The organism is Vibrio sp. 10N.261.51.A3 (genome assembly GCF_041471965.1).
GTDB classification, from domain to species: domain Bacteria; phylum Pseudomonadota; class Gammaproteobacteria; order Enterobacterales; family Vibrionaceae; genus Vibrio; species Vibrio crassostreae_C.
Genome location: NZ_JBFRPK010000067.1, coordinates 1 through 15,955 on the forward strand (window position 1 = coordinate 1; position 15,955 = coordinate 15,955).

A 15,955-nucleotide genomic window follows, 5' to 3' on the forward strand; every position below is an offset into this window, starting at 1 on the left:
GTATCGCATTTTCATTCTTAATATCTCTTAACTTATCAAGCTAAGAAAAAGAATGGAGGCGCCTCCCGGAGTCGAACCGAGGTCCACGGATTTGCAATCCGCTGCATAGCCACTCTGCCAAGGCGCCTTTTTAATTCAACACTTTAGGGACTTAAGTAAGCCGCACCGCTGTGTTCGGGTGCCTACTTTACGGATTGAGGGGAGATAGTCAAACAAAAAAGTGAATTTAAATTCCGTTTGCTGACATTTAAATCAAATTGCTGCATGTTCGATCTCTTTAATCAAAAAACACACAGCAAAATCGAGTTAAACAAGATGTTCTAGCGCTACCAATTCTTCATAAAACGACCGACAAGACTCGGATGATACGCCCAGCAGTGGTCAAACATAGTCATAAGTTGAGGGTTGCCATACTTAGAAAGACTAACCGCATGGAAACGGTTTTTGTGTTCTTTCAACTTTTTAACCTGAGCAATCATTTCGTCTGATTGTTTCGGCGCAATAAAGTCAGAAAGTACGATTAAATCGGCATTCTTGTATTTATCACCAGTCATTAGGTCAATCGACTTCATGAGAACAGGTTCCAAATCCGTACCGCCGTGGAATGAGTAACTTAAGAAGTCGCTCGCTTCACGTAGGCCATCTTGCCTTGTTAACTCATAGGTAATCTGCTCAGAAGAAAAAAGAATCACATAACAGTCTCTCTCTTCTGCAAGAGCAATTTGCATTAAGGCATAAGCCATTGCTTTAGCAGACTGCTCAGGGAAACCACTCATAGAACCCGAAGCGTCCACACAGACTATAAACGGGCCCTTTTCAATATCGATGTTCTTGCTATCTGGTTTTTGCGCCTTCACTTTGCGTAACGTGCGTGATTTACCTTGCGAGCGATAGCTCAGTAAACGCTTGTCGGCCAAGTGCTTGTAAAAGATAACCTCAAGTTCAGGATAAGCTAAGAACATGGTTTCGTTTGGCAGCATCTTGTTAAGGTCATCACTTTCATGAATCCCGACAATATCATCGACCGCTTCATCGCTTTTCTCTTCAACCACCTGCAATTCTTCTACAGGGGCTTTGTGTAGCGAAGGATCATCTTCCTCACCAGCCATACGGCCTAGCTTTTCAGCGATCTCTTGCAAGCCCTTGTGCTTATTCAAGAACTCAGCATGACGTTTCATGATGGTAAGGTCTGTTTTGCTTAATTTGGCAGAAGCCATGTCCCACAAGCGCCCTACACTGCCTTCATCACCCGACTCAGTCACTTTATCCATGTTTTTCATGGTTTCCATGCGCTGATAAAGATCGGCTAAGACTTTTTCTTTGCTTGTTTCAAGTTCAGTTACTTGAGCTTGTTTAATCGCATCAGAAAGTGATTGGTACCATTGGTCGCAAAAGTAGTGTGGAAACATCGCGTTATAAACACCCTTGTTGTTCTCCATAAGGCGTCGAGCTTGTAGATAAAACGCTGAGTGCCACTCCAGCTTTTTGATAACGCTGTCAATCTCATCAAAGAACTGAGGTTCATCCCAGTAAATCACTTCTTGGTAAAGGGCGATTTCCTCTTGGAATCGATCAGTTTCACACACTTTAGTGACGCGTTTTTTTACTTTACCACGCCATTTCACTAAGTGGTTTTTCACTGATGTCTTCACACCTTTGTTCTCTGCAGCCATCATGACTTGAGAACGAGCGATGAGATCATTCATCGCGGTATCAATGATTCCTGAATCAGCCACCATCAAAGCGAGGTTTAAGCCGTCTGCTCCTAACATATGCTCTCCCCTTACTCGAAGTACTGGCTCATAAACTTAATACGCTGAGCAATCTTACTGCTCTTCACTTTGGTTGTTTCAAGATCTTGCGTTACCGCTTGCAAACTTGCTTCCATCGCTTTTGGTAAATCAGGGTCAATATAGTTATGAGGTAATGCATCATGGAATTCAGTACGAACGCGTTTTAACTTGAATTCAGCTTCAGTTAACTGTTCTAAGGCTTTCTCAGCGCCACTCAACCACTTGTTGTACAGTTCTTGGTCTAAACCGTCAGTAGTAACCACACTCACCAATACAGAGCGATTGGCGATGTCTTTAATCACTAATTGGTTTGATGCATCCAAGTCGAGTTTTAAACGGCATAGGTTTTTATTTTCGTTTACGTAACCGTAAATATCACCGTGACCTTCTTTAAGAACACGATCAAAATCGTCTTTGGCTACGTATACCCAACGGCTATCGCCTTTCTCAGATTCAGAAACCGACATGTTGCTTTGCAGCATAACCAGTTTCACTAGATTGTAAGCACTGCCCACGCTGTACATTTTCGCGTTCTTGATGTCATTCTGGTAAACATCTTTACGCAACAAGCCACTAGTTGACTCCATAGAAAGTGACACCGACAACGTTGATTCAACATCGTCTTGAATCTCTTCTAACTCTTCACGAGACATTTCAATTTGAGCTTTCGACTCTTGTTGATCAAACGCTCGGTTCAATGCAAAGTCTTTCACCACGCTACGAACCACATCACGTGATTCTGGGCTATGCCACAAACAATCTTGCAGAAGCATAATATCCAGCGGGTTCACGCTATCGCGACCACTGAAGAACGCACTCGCTTTCAATAGTTTAACGGCCTTCTTCCAGCGTCTGTCTGATACATACAATTCTGACTCTGAAGCAGAGCCTTGCTTCTTAACCGTCTCTTCAAGCATGGTTTTTAGTTCAAACAACTTATCAAACGAATTGTCTGTCAGTTCCAGCTTATCGAGCTCTTTCTGCCATTGATGGTATTCAATGTCCGTAATCGCCAAACCTTTTGGAATTACCGCTTCTTGAGAAGTACCCGTCGTCAGCATCGATTTGAAGTTTTGTTTGTTTTGAATACGGTTCACGAACACGCGTACCAACATACGGTCATAAAGTGCTTCCAAGCCGCTGTCTTCATCTGGAAGTTCGTTGGATGCCGATACTAGTAGACGCATCGGTACACGTTCAATATCACTGCCGTTTTTGAAAGTCTTTTCGTTAACGACAGTAAGTAGCGTGTTTAGGATTGCAGGGCCGGCTTTCCAGATCTCATCGAGGAAGACGACTTGTGCAGTTGGTAGGTAGCCTTCGGTTAGTCTTACGTAACGACCGTTGTCTTTTAATTCTTGGATACTTAGTGGGCCGAACACTTCCTCGGGAGTAGAGAAACGAGTCATCAAATATTCGAAATAGCTGCTGTTATCAAAAGCCTGAATGAGACGTTTCGCGATAAGGCTTTTTGCGATGCCCGGAGGGCCTAATAGAAACACGCTTTCACCAGCCAAAGCAGCCAGTAAACAAAGCTTAATGGTGTCTTCTCTTTCGTAGACACCATCAGACAGAGCATGCGCTAATTTATTGATTCTTTCAGAGAGTAGCGCCTTGTCAGCATGTGAAGAAATAGAAGGGTTCATGCGTTACTCCGAAAATCTTTGAATAGTTGAGAGTGTAGAATTGTTTTTATACATTTGTTAGCACCTTGTTACAAGTGCATTTTATTATTGAGTTGCATTTATATCAGATGGTTACGTCGGTAATTTTGGCGCAATCATAGATTCCAATTATGAGAGTAACATCACGAACGGCGTGAAATTAAATCTATTGCTAAGCCTAATTTTTCTTTTATTTTCGACACCATAGACGTTATGGTGGTGCACGTCTTCAGTTATCCGAAAAATTGGCAAGGAATGTGGCCAGACTGCATGAGTAAAGTTATCCATCAATGGAAAAGTATTTCTCTCATAGAAGAGAACGTGACGCTCCCTACGAACGTCGTGGTAAAACATACAACAATAAACCACCCCGGCGCGGCAGTTATTCTTCCTATCACTTCGTCTGGAAAAATCATCCTCATTAACCAGTTTCGCCCTTCTCTTAAAAAATGGCTTTTAGAATTACCGGCTGGCACCATGGAAATTGGTGAGACACCTCTTGAATGTGCCCAGCGAGAGTTGGAAGAAGAAACAGGTTACAGTGCAACTTCTTTTCAAAGCTTAGGACAAGTTACCCCTTTAGCTGGATTCTGTGATGAGATTCAGCATTTGTTCGTCGCCAAAGACTTAAGCCTCACTACCCGCTTTAAATGCGACGAAGATGAAGTCATAGAGGTGATCGAACTGAGTCTAGAAGAACTGCACGACAAAATACGACACGATCAAATTACCGATACCAAAACTATCGCTTGTTTAAGTAAAGCCCAACTATGCGGCCATCTATAGCCAATTATATGACTACCTAAAGTACTCTAGGAGAGAAACATGGACTTTCGTTCTGATACCGTAACTAAACCCTCACAAGCCATGCGTGACGCAATGGCAAACGCAGAAGTGGGCGATGATGTTTATGGCGATGACCCAACCGTCAACGAACTAGAACAGTGGGCAGCAAATGAGACAGGCTTTGAAGCGGCAATGTTTACCTCTTCAGGTACACAAGCCAACCTTCTTGGCTTAATGGCGCATTGTGAGCGTGGTGATGAATATCTGTGTGGCCAGCAGGCGCACAACTACAAATACGAAGCTGGCGGCGCTGCGGTCCTTGGTTCTATCCAACCTCAACCAATCGAGAATAACCCAGACGGTACTTTAGACTTTAAAAAGCTTGCCGCTGCGATTAAGCCCGACGACAGCCACTTTGCTCGTACCAAGCTTCTTAGTTTAGAAAACACGATCAATGGTAAAGTCCTGCCAATGTCTTATCTAGCGGAAGCACGTGAGTTCGTAAACCAACACAGACTTCAAATGCACCTAGATGGCGCGCGCGTCTATAACGCAGCAGTCGCATTAGATGTACACATCAAAGAGATCGCACAACATTTCGATTCTATGACGATTTGCTTATCGAAAGGTTTAGGCGCTCCTATCGGTTCATTACTTCTTGGCAACAAAGAATACATCGCAAAAGCACGTCGACTACGTAAAATGGTCGGTGGCGGTATGCGCCAAGCAGGTATTCTTGCCGCAGCGGGAAAAATGGCTTTAACAGAGAACGTTACTCAACTTAAAGCTGACCACGAGAACGCAAAAAATCTAGCGATTGGTTTAAGCAAACTAGAAGGTTTTTCTGTTAACCCTGATTTCATTCAAACTAACATTGTATTTGCTAAGTTAGATGAGTCTGTGGATATCAACCAAATCGCACGCGAACTGGGCGAACAAGGCATTACGATGTCACCAGGGAACCCTGTTCGATTTGTTACTCATAGAGATATCAGTTCAGAAGACATCGCTACTTTCCTAACTAAGTTGGAAAATGCGCTTTAAGCCATACTAAATGTTCACCCAGAACAAATAAGACTTGAGCTTCCTCTTAGGGGAAGCTTTATAATCATGTTTTTATCGGAGTAAAAACGTGCATTACCCAACCTTCGCTCTAATATTACTAGCTCTTTCCTCTAACCTTCATGCCTCTGATTTTGGCGACGCTGAACTAGGTAAAGTTAAATCACCAAGCTGCGTTTTTTGTCATAACCCTACCAGTCAATCGACTAATAACTCCTATCCTAAGCTTTCTGGCCAAGATCCAACCTATCTCTTTAATACAATGAAAGCGTATCAAACCGGAGATAGGCAGGGCGATTACGCGGATATGATGCGAGCGCAACTAAGTAAGCTTAACGATCAAGATTTGAAAGACATAGCGGCTTTTTACGCTTTACAAGATTAGCGGCTCCCACCTTCAATAGGTCAATCATCAGCTAAATAAACATCACCAAGTCGCCTATACTTCAAGCAAACTCACTGAGCTCATTGAAGGTCGGGATAGATATACCTTTACACGTATCATCCAACCCTTACAATGTGCAGCAAATATATTTATCAAGGTTTATCTCTATGTCTATTCAATGGTTTCCGGGTCACATGCATAAAGCCCGCAAAGAAATCGAAGAAGTTATCCCACAAGTTGATGTGATCATCGAAGTACTGGACGCTCGTATCCCGTTCAGTAGTGAAAACCCAATGATCTCTTCACTGCGCGGCGATAAGCCTTGTGTAAAAGTGCTGAACAAGCGTGACCTTGCAGATCCTGAACTGACTCAACGTTGGATTGAGCACTTCGAGAAGGAGCAAGGCGTTAAAGCGATTGCGATTACGACTAGCGTAAAAGAAGAAGTTAACCACGTTATGGAGCTGGTACGTAAACTGGCACCGCACCGTGAACAGATGGGCAAAAACATTCGTACAATGATCATGGGCATCCCGAACGTGGGTAAATCGACCATCATCAACTGCTTGGCTGGACGTACGATTGCGGTTACTGGTAACCAACCTGCGGTAACTCGTCGCCAACAACGTATCAATCTGCAAAATGGCGTGATCCTTTCAGATACTCCAGGAATCCTTTGGCCTAAAGTAGAAAACCCACACAGTGGCTTCCGCTTGGCTGCAACAGGTGCTGTAAAAGATACAGCAATGGAATACGATGAAGTGGCATTTTACACAGTAGAGTACCTAGCAAAACAGTACCCTAACCTTTTGCAAGAGCGCTACCAAATTGAAGAGCTGCCTGAGTCTGACATCGAACTGATAGAAGCGATTGGCCGTAAGCGTGGTGCACTTCGTGCCGGTGGTCATATCGACATTCACAAATGTTCAGAAATCCTGCTTCACGAATTGCGTAATGGCACTTTAGGTAAGGTAACGCTTGAGTTGCCAGAAATGATCACACAAGAGCTGATCGAAGTTGAAGAAGCGGCTGCGCTGAAAGCGGAACAACAGATTAAGAAAAAAGAAGAGCGTCGTAAGCGTTACCTGAAGAACAAGCGTTAATCGCGATTAGTTTTTATAATCTGCTTTAATTTCTGTTTACCACTGTTACACCAGCCTCTAGATATTCACGCTCTATCGATAATAGAGCGTGAATATTGCCCGCTACCGTTTGTTGATCTAGCTAACATACTGACAAATCTATAGAAATGGTCGTTTACAATCCCAAAGACTGTGACATACTAAGCAAATTATTGTGTATCAATCTCGGCTAATTTCTCAATGCGCTCTTATTCTGGGTTCAAGAATCAAAGATTTAAAACCTATTTCGATAATGAAATTTATTTGCCGTACATAAATTTCATCTACATCCCTATCTCAATATTCTGTGCTTTTATCGTCACCGACTACATCCACTTTGGTAGCGAGTGCATTACGCCTATCATTTTCCGAGTCATACTTTTTTTATTGATGATGGCCGCCGCCAGATACTGTATTACAAACAAACCCAACGTTTTGGAACTCGTAGAAAGTGCCTTCCTTGTAATTAGCTCGCTTTTCCTAGTTTATGTCGGTCGGCTCGCCATTGAGTTGAACAACTTCGACTACCAAGGCGGTATCATTTTAGTCATGATCTACATTGGTACGTTTTCACGACTGTCAGCCAAATACAGTATCTCTACGCTGTCGTTTATCTTTTTGGCTTATCTCATCGGCCTTGCACCACTGCTTTATGAAGCAGAGCCAAAACATGAAATAGAAACAATTTCCGTTTATATCTCGGCTTACATCCTAATCTCAGCGGCCTGTATTAGACGTGACCTGGAAGTACACAAACGTTTCGCTCAATCCGAGCAACTGCGCAAACAAGCGATTCAGCTTCGCAAACAATCCAATATGTTTGAGGCCCTTTCCTATCAAGACGCACTAACGGGCTGCTACAACCGCCTTTACCTTCATCAGGTGATAGAACCGAGCATAAACCGTCAGCGATCCATTACATCGATCATGATAGATATTGATCATTTCAAATCGATTAACGACACCTACGGTCATCAAATGGGCGACATGGTGATTAAAGAACTGGCCGATGAGATTCAAAAACGACTACCGACCAGCAGTAACTGCTTTCGATACGGCGGTGAAGAGTTTTTGGTGATGGTCCAAGGAGAAAACGAGGCTTCAATTGAATCGCTCGTTAATTCCCTTTTAGAATCCCCTACTCGCCTTAGATTAGAAGTAACAATTTCAATCGGTGTGAAACATGCCCCTCAAGCCCTTGGTTCTGTCGAGCAGCTTATCGACGACGCCGACCAAGCACTCTACATTTCGAAGAAAGGCGGAAGAAATAAGATCACATGGTGTGACTAATTACCCAGTATTTCACGCGCCTTAGCGATTCATTTAATGACCACCAATTCACACAAAAAAGCCCCGAACAATTTAATGCTCGGGGCTTTTGTCTTTGTTCTTCTGCTTTAAATTAGCTTCGATAAGAATCTGCTACTCAGCAAAAAAACAGTACTCAACAAGAATCGACTAAGAATACACAACGCTCGCTGTTTTCTGTTCAAGTTCAACGGGAGAGTTCCAAGAAATCACTTTCTCATTCACTTGGCTGCCGCATGGTGCGTTCCAAACTTGCTCTAGTTCTTCTTTACCACCAATCGCTTCATAAAAAGCTATCGCTTGATGGTTCTCAGACATCACCTCTAAGTAAAGCCCTGAGTCCGAATAGTATTGCTGCAACCACTTCGATAATTCAGACAATAAGCGCTTACCTACACCTCGACCGCGATAATTATTGTCTACGTGTAACGCATCAATGAACGTGCCACGCTCAAAGTTGTGATTACCAAACGCACAGACGAAACCAACCAGTAAACCACCTTCTTCAAGCAATAAAACATGTTGGTTGAAAGGAGGGTTAATCAAACGAGTCTGCCAAATAACAGATCTGTCCTCCAAAACATCATTTTCTAAGTAATCATCAGCAAGAATGCCACGGTAATATAGCTTCCAGCTATCCGCGTGTAATTGGGCAATCCGCTCATAATCTTTATATTCAGCTACCTTAATTTCCATTTATTAGCCCTTAGTACTTCCATTTATGACTTGCTACTACATTTCACACTACCTTTATACAATATTTAAGCAAAACATACTAATACACGTTTACACTTTCAATATTGACTTACACGTGTACGCTGATATTCTAGCGCACAGATGTAAGCCCAATTGGAAATTTGCTAATGAATAGTGCCGACAAACAATCTACAAAAAAGCCGCCATTAATCTGGCTCAATATTTTTGTGTTCTCTTTTAGTATGCTGCTTGCTGTTGTAGCGGCTCCCGTTTATGGCTACTTTTTTGGCTATGGTATGGAGCACTGGATATGGCTAGCAATCTGCTTTACGTTCTGTAACCTTTCAATCACGACGGGTTATCACCGCTTATGGTCACACAAAGCGTTTGAAGCGCATTCAAGCCTAAGATTCCTGTTTGCACTAGGTGGTGCATTTGCCTTGCAGAACAGCGCGCTACACTGGTCTTCTGATCACCGCGTTCACCACAAGCATGTCGATAACAACGACAAAGACCCATACTCTGCAAAACGTGGATTTTGGTACTCACACATTGGCTGGATGATTCGTAATTACAGCACTTCAATGTACGAAAACTACGAAAACTGCCGTGACCTTAAAAAAGACAAGATTGTTATGTGGCAGCACAAGCACTATGTTCTGTTGGCATTACTAATGAATTTCGGTGTTCCTATCGCTTTAGGTGTTATTTACGGTGACGTAATTGGCATGTTGTTAATCGTAGGTGCAGTTCGTTTGGTACTTAATCACCACACAACATTCTTCATTAACTCCCTTGCTCACATCTGGGGTAGCCAACCTTTTACCGATAAAAACACGGCCCGTGATAACGGTGTGTTAGCAGTACTCACTTTTGGCGAAGGCTACCATAACTTCCACCACATCTTTGAGAACGACTACCGTAACGGCATTTACTGGTGGCAATACGATCCCACTAAATGGTTGATTAAAAGCGCTTCATTGATGGGTCTAGCAAGTAAACTTAAGAAAACGCCTCAAGCTCGTATTGAAAAAGCGGAAGCATCAATGCTATTGAAACGCACGCAGCAAAAGATCATGCACCGTGCCGACAAGCAACAAATAGCAGACAAGCTTCAGGAAGAGTTCGATGCACTTGTATCAAATATGAATGAGTACTATGAAGTTAAAAAGCAGCTACTTGAAAGCAAACGTGAAGACGTCGTGAAAAAGTACGAGCATTCAGTACTTAAAGTTCGATACCAGCAGATCAAAATGAATTTTGAACAACAAAAGAGAAATTGGGCAATGACAGTGGAGCAATATGCTTAAGCTAAAACAGTACGCTTAACACCCCAGTAACAACACAGTTTGATTCTTATTCAAAAGCCCTCATATTGCTATGAGGGCTTTTTTTAATAAGCATAACCTACTCGGCTCTGGCCCTATGCTCTCGAGTTTGAATTGTGGATGGTAAGAACCATAGTTATTGGATTTCAGAACTCTTTCTTCATTCTGAATTTATACTTATATTACTTAAACTTACCGAGTTTAAAGCGAAGGAATTGAAAATGAGCAAACTGACTATTATTGCAACGATCGTCTCTAAAGAAGACAAAACTGAGCTTGTAAAAGCTGAGATGATTAAATTGATCGATAAAACCCGTGTTGAAGACGGCTGTATTAACTACGATCTGCACCAAGATAACAGTAACCCTGCTCACTTCGTTTTTCATGAGAACTGGGAGTCTGAAGTTCATCTAGAGAAACACTTAGCGAGCCAACACATCGCTGACTACATGGCTGCGACTGAAGGTTGTATTGAAACCTTTGTGCTTAATAAAATGACGCACATTGCCTAACCAGTCACTCAGTACTAATTCAATAAAAAGCCCTGCTCTGATCGCAGGGTTTGTCTTTTCTACAAGCTTATATCTGCTCATTCTAATAATGAAAAAACCCGCCAGAGTAGCGGGTATGGTCAATAATCATGACTGTCAAAGACAGATAGGTAACAACCATCAATCCAATATTGAGTACCACTTTACAGTGGCACTCTAACATTTCTTTTGCTGATCGCTAGCACGGGGCACTAGTTAAAAGCACGAGCCAAAATGCCATTCCCTTGATATTGGTAAACACTTGAATTACTACTTACAAAGACCGATTCTCCGGGCTTAAGAGAAACTGACCGCCCTTCTGAAGTGACGGTCGCCTCTCCTTCCACACAGAACAAGATCTCCGCGCTACGTAGATACTGTGACTTGCTCTCATCAGTCGCAGACAAGATATCAAAGCCAAAGTCATCCACTGGAATCGGATAACTCATCTTGCCCTCTTTCAATACAGGCTTAAGGCGGATATCTTCTGGCTTAATCGGCTCAAAGATTGTGTTGTCGATAAGCTCAGGGACATCGATATATTTGGGAGTGAGACCGGCACGCAGCACATTGTCTGAGTTTGCCATAATCTCTAAACCCGTACCTTGAACATAAGCATGTGGGGTTTCTGCGAACAGGAACATCGCTTCACCGGGCGCCAGCTCAACCGTGTTAAGCATTAATGGCGCAAATAAGCCAATATCACCTGGATAATGCTGTTTGAATTCGATGCTGTATTGAAGAGCTTCACGCCCCATGACCGTTTTGGCTGGTCGCGCATGTGCAGCATAAAGCTCATTAAGCGCAGACGCTTTGCGGTCACCTTCAAGAGACATAATGGCGCTAAAGAACGACTTCAAAGAATCACTGTCGGCATTGGCTTTTAGTACATTAAGCTCAATCGCTAACGAAGGAATATCCGCTTCTTCGAACAAGGCAATAATGTCGTCGATTGGACGAAAGCCATTCATCGCTTTGTAGAAGGTCAACGCATAAACCAACTCAGGTTTATGGTTTGGATCTTTGTAGTTGCGATTAGACGCATTCAAAGGGATACCAAGTGCATTCTCACGCTCAAAACCTAATTCTGATTTTCGCTTGTTCGGGTGAACCTGAATCGATAACGGTGTTTCAGCGGCCAACACCTTAAACAAGAAAGGCAATTCACCGAAACGAGCCGCCGTGTATCCGCCTAAGACATCGATTTTGTTTTCATCAATCATGTGAGAAAGCGATTCACCGGTATCGCCTACCTTTGAACAACCATTTGGATGAGCACCCATCCAAATTTCTGCTTGAGGTTCCTGGTTTGGGTTCACAATACCAAACAATTGGTTAATGGAGTCTTTGCTTCCCCATGCGTAGTTTTGAATAACGTTGTCGAGTTTAAATAGAGACATAATTACTTCTCATTAAAAATCTGGCTACCAAGCTTGAGCGTGGCGGCGATATTACGGGCAGTGCGAGTCAGGTTTTGATTCGCTTCTGATAAAACTTGGTCTAAAGACTGAGGTGAACGTACGGTTCCAAATAAGCTAGACATTGAGCCGTAAAGTTTTTCAACGTCTTGCCCCAAAGAGCCCGCAATTCCAATGGTTGGAATACTCAACTTTTGAGCTCGCTGAGCGATGCCGAAAGGTGTTTTACCTTGCAGGGTTTGGTTGTCCATCTGCCCCTCTCCGGTCACGACCAGTGAAGCACCTTCAAGAACCTTATCTGCATCCAAGGCATCTAATACCATCTCAATACCCGCTTTAATTTGGATATTGAATGCAAGACTTAACCCCAGAGGTGTACCACCAGCAGCACCAAATCCAGCTGTGTCGCGATGATTAGTACCCGTATGTGCTTGAGCGATATCGGCAAAGTGCCCGATCGCAGTATCAAGTTGTTCAACTTGAGCTTTTGATGCGCCTTTTTGCGGACCAAACACAGTACTGGCTCCGCTTTCGCCACATAATGGATTATTCACATCACACGCGACCACGAACGTCACTTCTTTGCATCTAGTGTGCAGTCCTTCAAGATCGATGCTTGCTAACCGGCTTAATTCGGCGCCGCCACCAGATAGCTCGTTGCCTTGCTTGTCTAATAACTTGCCTCCCAACGCTTGTAAGATGCCAGCACCTGCATCATTGGTTGCGCTGCCGCCCAAACCAATAATGATTTGTTCAACACCTTGATCTAGTGCATCTTTGATCAATAGCCCAGTACCAAACGAAGATGCGGTTAACGGTGCTCTTTCTTCTACGGTTAATAGGTCTAAACCCGATGCTTGAGCAAATTCCACCAAGGCAGTTTTTACGTTGGCGCCATCAACAGTCTGTTCCAGCGAAGCCCAATAAGCCGTACATTCACGCCCGATTGGATCCGTCGTGTGCAGCCGTCGCTTCTTACCATTGAGCGCCTCTAGCAACACGTCTACCGTGCCTTCTCCGCCATCGGCGAGTGGCATTTTCACAAACTCTGCGTAAGGGAAAACATCGGCAAATCCACGCTCAATGCAAGACGCAACTTGATGAGCGTCGAGTGATTCTTTAAATGAATCAGGGGCAATTACAATTTTCATTGTCGTTCACCATTCCCGCCCACCAAGGTGAGCGGGTTATCGAAATTAGAATTTGATTTGGAATGTTTTTGCTTGGCAAGGTGCTATCTGGCCGAACTCTTCAGATGCTACATCACCTTCGCGTACGCGCTCGTCCATGCTTGTCTCTTTCCAGCTTGAAACCGCTTGAGTAAAAGAGATTGAATCCGATACTGAACCCGATTCTGCCGGGTTGTAGACACGCATGATCAGTGCATCTTCGTCTTCCGCTTTCTTCAGCACACTCAACACCGCGCCTGATTGTTGCTTAGACAGAAGGCTAAAACTCATCGGTAGGTTCTGCTCACCCACGTTGAGCTTCATCGCGTTGTAAGGGATCTTGTTGTAGCATTCGATTAGAGTGACATTGTCACGTGCTTGCGCCATGATGTTCGCGTCAATATGGTTACCAGAGAAGCCACACAGTGTGAATTCACACACTAATTTGCCGCGCACTTGTGAATCTGGGGTCGGGATCTTGATACCAGAAGGACGCCCCGGACGAAGCAATAGCTCTTCTTTACCCAACACGCCAATACCACGGAATAGTGTCAGTGCGAAGGTATCTCTATTTTCGTCACCTTTAGATGCAATCACTTCAAATTCACGCAGACCATTCGACATAATAGCCATACCCGCTTTGCCGTTTTCTAATGCAGCGAAGTTCATCAGTTGGTAAACCGGAACCGGTGCTTCTTTCCACTTCTCTTCTTCCCAAACCGCCATTGCTGGGTCATTGGTTGGTCGAGTAATACAACCGAACTGGTTATCCGCAACCACAGTTTCAGAAACGAATGGCGTTGGTACTAGCACACGTACACGGTGGTCGTCGGCTTGGTTGTCTAGCTCCATACGTACTTCAATGCGGCGAGAACCTTGCTTCAATACCACTTGGCATTGCGCTTCAACGAATCCATTTTGACCCGTGCGTTCTTCACGCTCTGCAAGGTTTGCAGGTACGTTCATTAGGAAAGCGATGTTCGCTACCGATTGGAAGCCTTGGTGGTCAATCGATGTTTCGACCGGGAACTCGTCTGAGTACAGTAACCATTCTTGACGAGATGGAGAGTAATCGTACTCATCGCCGTCATCAGAACCATCTTCCAAACGAAGTACTTGGTCGAACACTTGCTCTGTCTCTTTATCGAAAATAGTCAGAGTACCATTGTCGTTTACATTGATTCGGTAGTACTCGTTCTCTAGTAAGTAGTCTTTTTGTTCTGCAACTTTTACTGCACCCTTCTCGTTACCTTGGATGTGTAACGTGGTGAAGCCCATCGCTGGCACAATGCGTTTGATTTGAATATCAAACTCCATGAACGGGTCGTAGTTACCGTAGTGAACGATTTGACGGTCTACTTTACCCGGGTCAATTTGGCGCTTGTCTTGGATGAAGTACTCAACTAGGTTTTCGTTTTCATCAAAGATAGAGAACTCTTGAGCACGGATAGTAATAGTGGTGTTAACCACTTCTTCACGCTCGTATGGAGAAAGGTTGAACATCGCCAGTTTGTCGCAACCTTCGCGATCTGGCATGTGGTCAACAATCTTACGCTTGTAGAAATGAATCAGGTTGGTCGCCATGTCGTCCGCAAGGATGTAACGGTTTAGGATTTCAGCGTGAACCTTGTCAGAACAGCAGCAGCCAATCGAGTCATGAGCGTGGTTCTTCATGCTCTCTTTCCACATTTTCTCAATCAAACCATGGTGGTATTCGAAGCCTAATGTCCAAGCGATAGACGCTAGAGGCTCCAAGATGTTTACAATCTTGTTTTCGATTTCTGCGTGGATCAGTTTGATGTCCATACGCGTAGAAGAGATCGTACGGTGAACACGCATGTATTTACCGTCGTTGAATTCGCCTTTGATTGTGTCGAGTTGGTCGCGTGCCGCTTCTACTTTTTCGAACACCTCTTCAAAGCGACTCATTGAGAATTCGCGATCTGGGTAGATTTCGCGAAGTTTGTCCATTACTTCAAAGATGTCTTTTTGAATCGGCATTTGGTCATGGCCATTCGGCAGCAAAATGTCTTTCGTTACCGATGGCTTTTCTAGCACGGGGAAGTACTTATCTAAACGAGCACGCAAGCCTTCTTCGTCTTGTGGAAGGTATTTGCCAATTGCGTAACCTAGCGGAAGCACTTGTGCCGTAACTTCACTGCCATCGTTTGATTGCCATAAGAATTCTGTTTTATTCGTGCCATGACGCTCTGAACAACCACGCCAGAACATTGCACGTGTAATGTCAAAGCCGTTGTAGATCATCGGCAGTTGAGAACTCATGCTGAATGAATCTGGTAGGTAACCAATCTTCATTGCATCGCCAAATTTCATACAGTCACGAATGCCATACATCATGTTACGTACAATTGACTCACCAGAAACTTGCATTGTGTCGGTTTGAGAATACCAAGGGCCAATAATAAGCTTGCCCGCTTCAACCAATGCTTTTACGCGTTCTGTGTTCTCTGGTTTGATCGCAAAGTAGTCTTCTAGAACGGCGGTTTGACCATCTAGAACGTAGTATTTGTATTCTGGATCACTCTCCAGACGGTTCATGATTTCTTCCATGTTGTTCACTAGAAGAATACGAGACTCTTCTGTTGTGAAATACCATTCACGATCCCAGTGCATGTGTGGAGTAATATGTACGCGTGATGTAGTCATAATCATTTACCTAAATGTGTCGCTTCGA

At 43.7% G+C, this 15,955-nt stretch carries 13 protein-coding genes and 1 tRNA gene; 7 read left to right on the top strand and 7 right to left on the bottom strand.

The genetic code is table 11. The annotated features are described in order from the left end of the window. Positions 1 to 53 precede the first annotated feature (53 nt). The 3 genes from AB4371_RS16230 to AB4371_RS16240 form a co-directional block, all read right to left on the bottom strand. Positions 54 to 127 (bottom strand) — tRNA-Cys (locus AB4371_RS16230). Between the two features lie 199 nt (positions 128 to 326). Continuing rightward, a complete protein-coding gene (gene viaA / locus AB4371_RS16235) occupies positions 327 to 1,772 on the bottom strand; it encodes an ATPase RavA stimulator ViaA (RefSeq protein ID WP_372150332.1) in 1,446 nt (481 codons plus the stop codon). A gap of 11 nt (positions 1,773 to 1,783) precedes the next feature. Then, a complete protein-coding gene (locus AB4371_RS16240; RefSeq protein WP_372150333.1) occupies positions 1,784 to 3,439 on the bottom strand; it encodes an ATPase RavA domain-containing protein in 1,656 nt (551 codons plus the stop codon). Positions 3,440 to 3,727: 288 nt separating this feature from the next. Between AB4371_RS16240 and AB4371_RS16245 the strand changes: the two genes are divergently transcribed. From AB4371_RS16245 to AB4371_RS16265, 5 genes are all read left to right on the top strand, one after another. Then, positions 3,728 to 4,243 (top strand): NUDIX hydrolase, encoded by a 516-nt coding sequence (locus AB4371_RS16245; RefSeq protein WP_065584641.1) that lies wholly within the window; start codon positions 3,728 to 3,730, stop codon positions 4,241 to 4,243. 39 nt (positions 4,244 to 4,282) lie between these two features. After that, complete coding sequence (gene ltaE / locus AB4371_RS16250; RefSeq protein ID WP_372150334.1) at positions 4,283 to 5,287, top strand: low-specificity L-threonine aldolase; 1,005 nt, start codon at positions 4,283 to 4,285, stop codon at positions 5,285 to 5,287. Positions 5,288 to 5,375: 88 nt separating this feature from the next. Further along, positions 5,376 to 5,690: a cytochrome c gene (locus tag AB4371_RS16255; RefSeq protein WP_017069125.1), complete on the top strand. Its 315-nt coding sequence runs from the start codon at positions 5,376 to 5,378 to the stop codon at positions 5,688 to 5,690. 167 nt (positions 5,691 to 5,857) lie between these two features. Further along, a complete protein-coding gene (gene ylqF, locus AB4371_RS16260; RefSeq protein ID WP_372150335.1) occupies positions 5,858 to 6,793 on the top strand; it encodes a ribosome biogenesis GTPase YlqF in 936 nt (311 codons plus the stop codon). 282 nt (positions 6,794 to 7,075) lie between these two features. Continuing rightward, a complete protein-coding gene (locus AB4371_RS16265) occupies positions 7,076 to 8,101 on the top strand; it encodes a GGDEF domain-containing protein (protein WP_372150336.1) in 1,026 nt (341 codons plus the stop codon). Positions 8,102 to 8,269: 168 nt separating this feature from the next. On the opposite strand, the gene AB4371_RS16270 is transcribed toward AB4371_RS16265, so the two are convergent. Beyond that, complete coding sequence (locus AB4371_RS16270) at positions 8,270 to 8,815, bottom strand: GNAT family N-acetyltransferase (RefSeq protein WP_048613495.1); 546 nt, start codon at positions 8,813 to 8,815, stop codon at positions 8,270 to 8,272. A gap of 167 nt (positions 8,816 to 8,982) precedes the next feature. Between AB4371_RS16270 and AB4371_RS16275 the strand changes: the two genes are divergently transcribed. Further along, positions 8,983 to 10,125 carry an acyl-CoA desaturase gene (locus AB4371_RS16275; protein WP_372150337.1) on the top strand — a complete coding sequence of 381 codons (1,143 nt, stop codon included), beginning with the start codon at positions 8,983 to 8,985 and terminating at the stop codon, positions 10,123 to 10,125. 239 nt (positions 10,126 to 10,364) lie between these two features. After that, on the top strand, positions 10,365 to 10,655 hold the full coding sequence (locus tag AB4371_RS16280; RefSeq protein ID WP_017062602.1) for a putative quinol monooxygenase: 291 nt from the start codon (positions 10,365 to 10,367) through the stop codon (positions 10,653 to 10,655). A gap of 230 nt (positions 10,656 to 10,885) precedes the next feature. Here the strand turns inward: AB4371_RS16280 and manA are convergent, their stop codons facing one another. From manA to mngB, 3 genes are read right to left on the bottom strand one after another with little or no spacing between them, the layout of a single operon-like run. Next, positions 10,886 to 12,073, bottom strand: a complete 1,188-nt coding sequence (gene manA / locus AB4371_RS16285) for a mannose-6-phosphate isomerase, class I (protein ID WP_017070588.1) — start codon at positions 12,071 to 12,073, stop codon at positions 10,886 to 10,888. A gap of 2 nt (positions 12,074 to 12,075) precedes the next feature. After that, positions 12,076 to 13,242, bottom strand: coding sequence for a glycerate kinase (locus AB4371_RS16290; RefSeq protein ID WP_372150338.1), 1,167 nt, complete (start codon positions 13,240 to 13,242; stop codon positions 12,076 to 12,078). A gap of 45 nt (positions 13,243 to 13,287) precedes the next feature. After that, positions 13,288 to 15,927: a mannosylglycerate hydrolase gene (gene mngB / locus AB4371_RS16295; RefSeq protein WP_372150339.1), complete on the bottom strand. Its 2,640-nt coding sequence runs from the start codon at positions 15,925 to 15,927 to the stop codon at positions 13,288 to 13,290. Positions 15,928 to 15,955 lie beyond the last annotated feature (28 nt).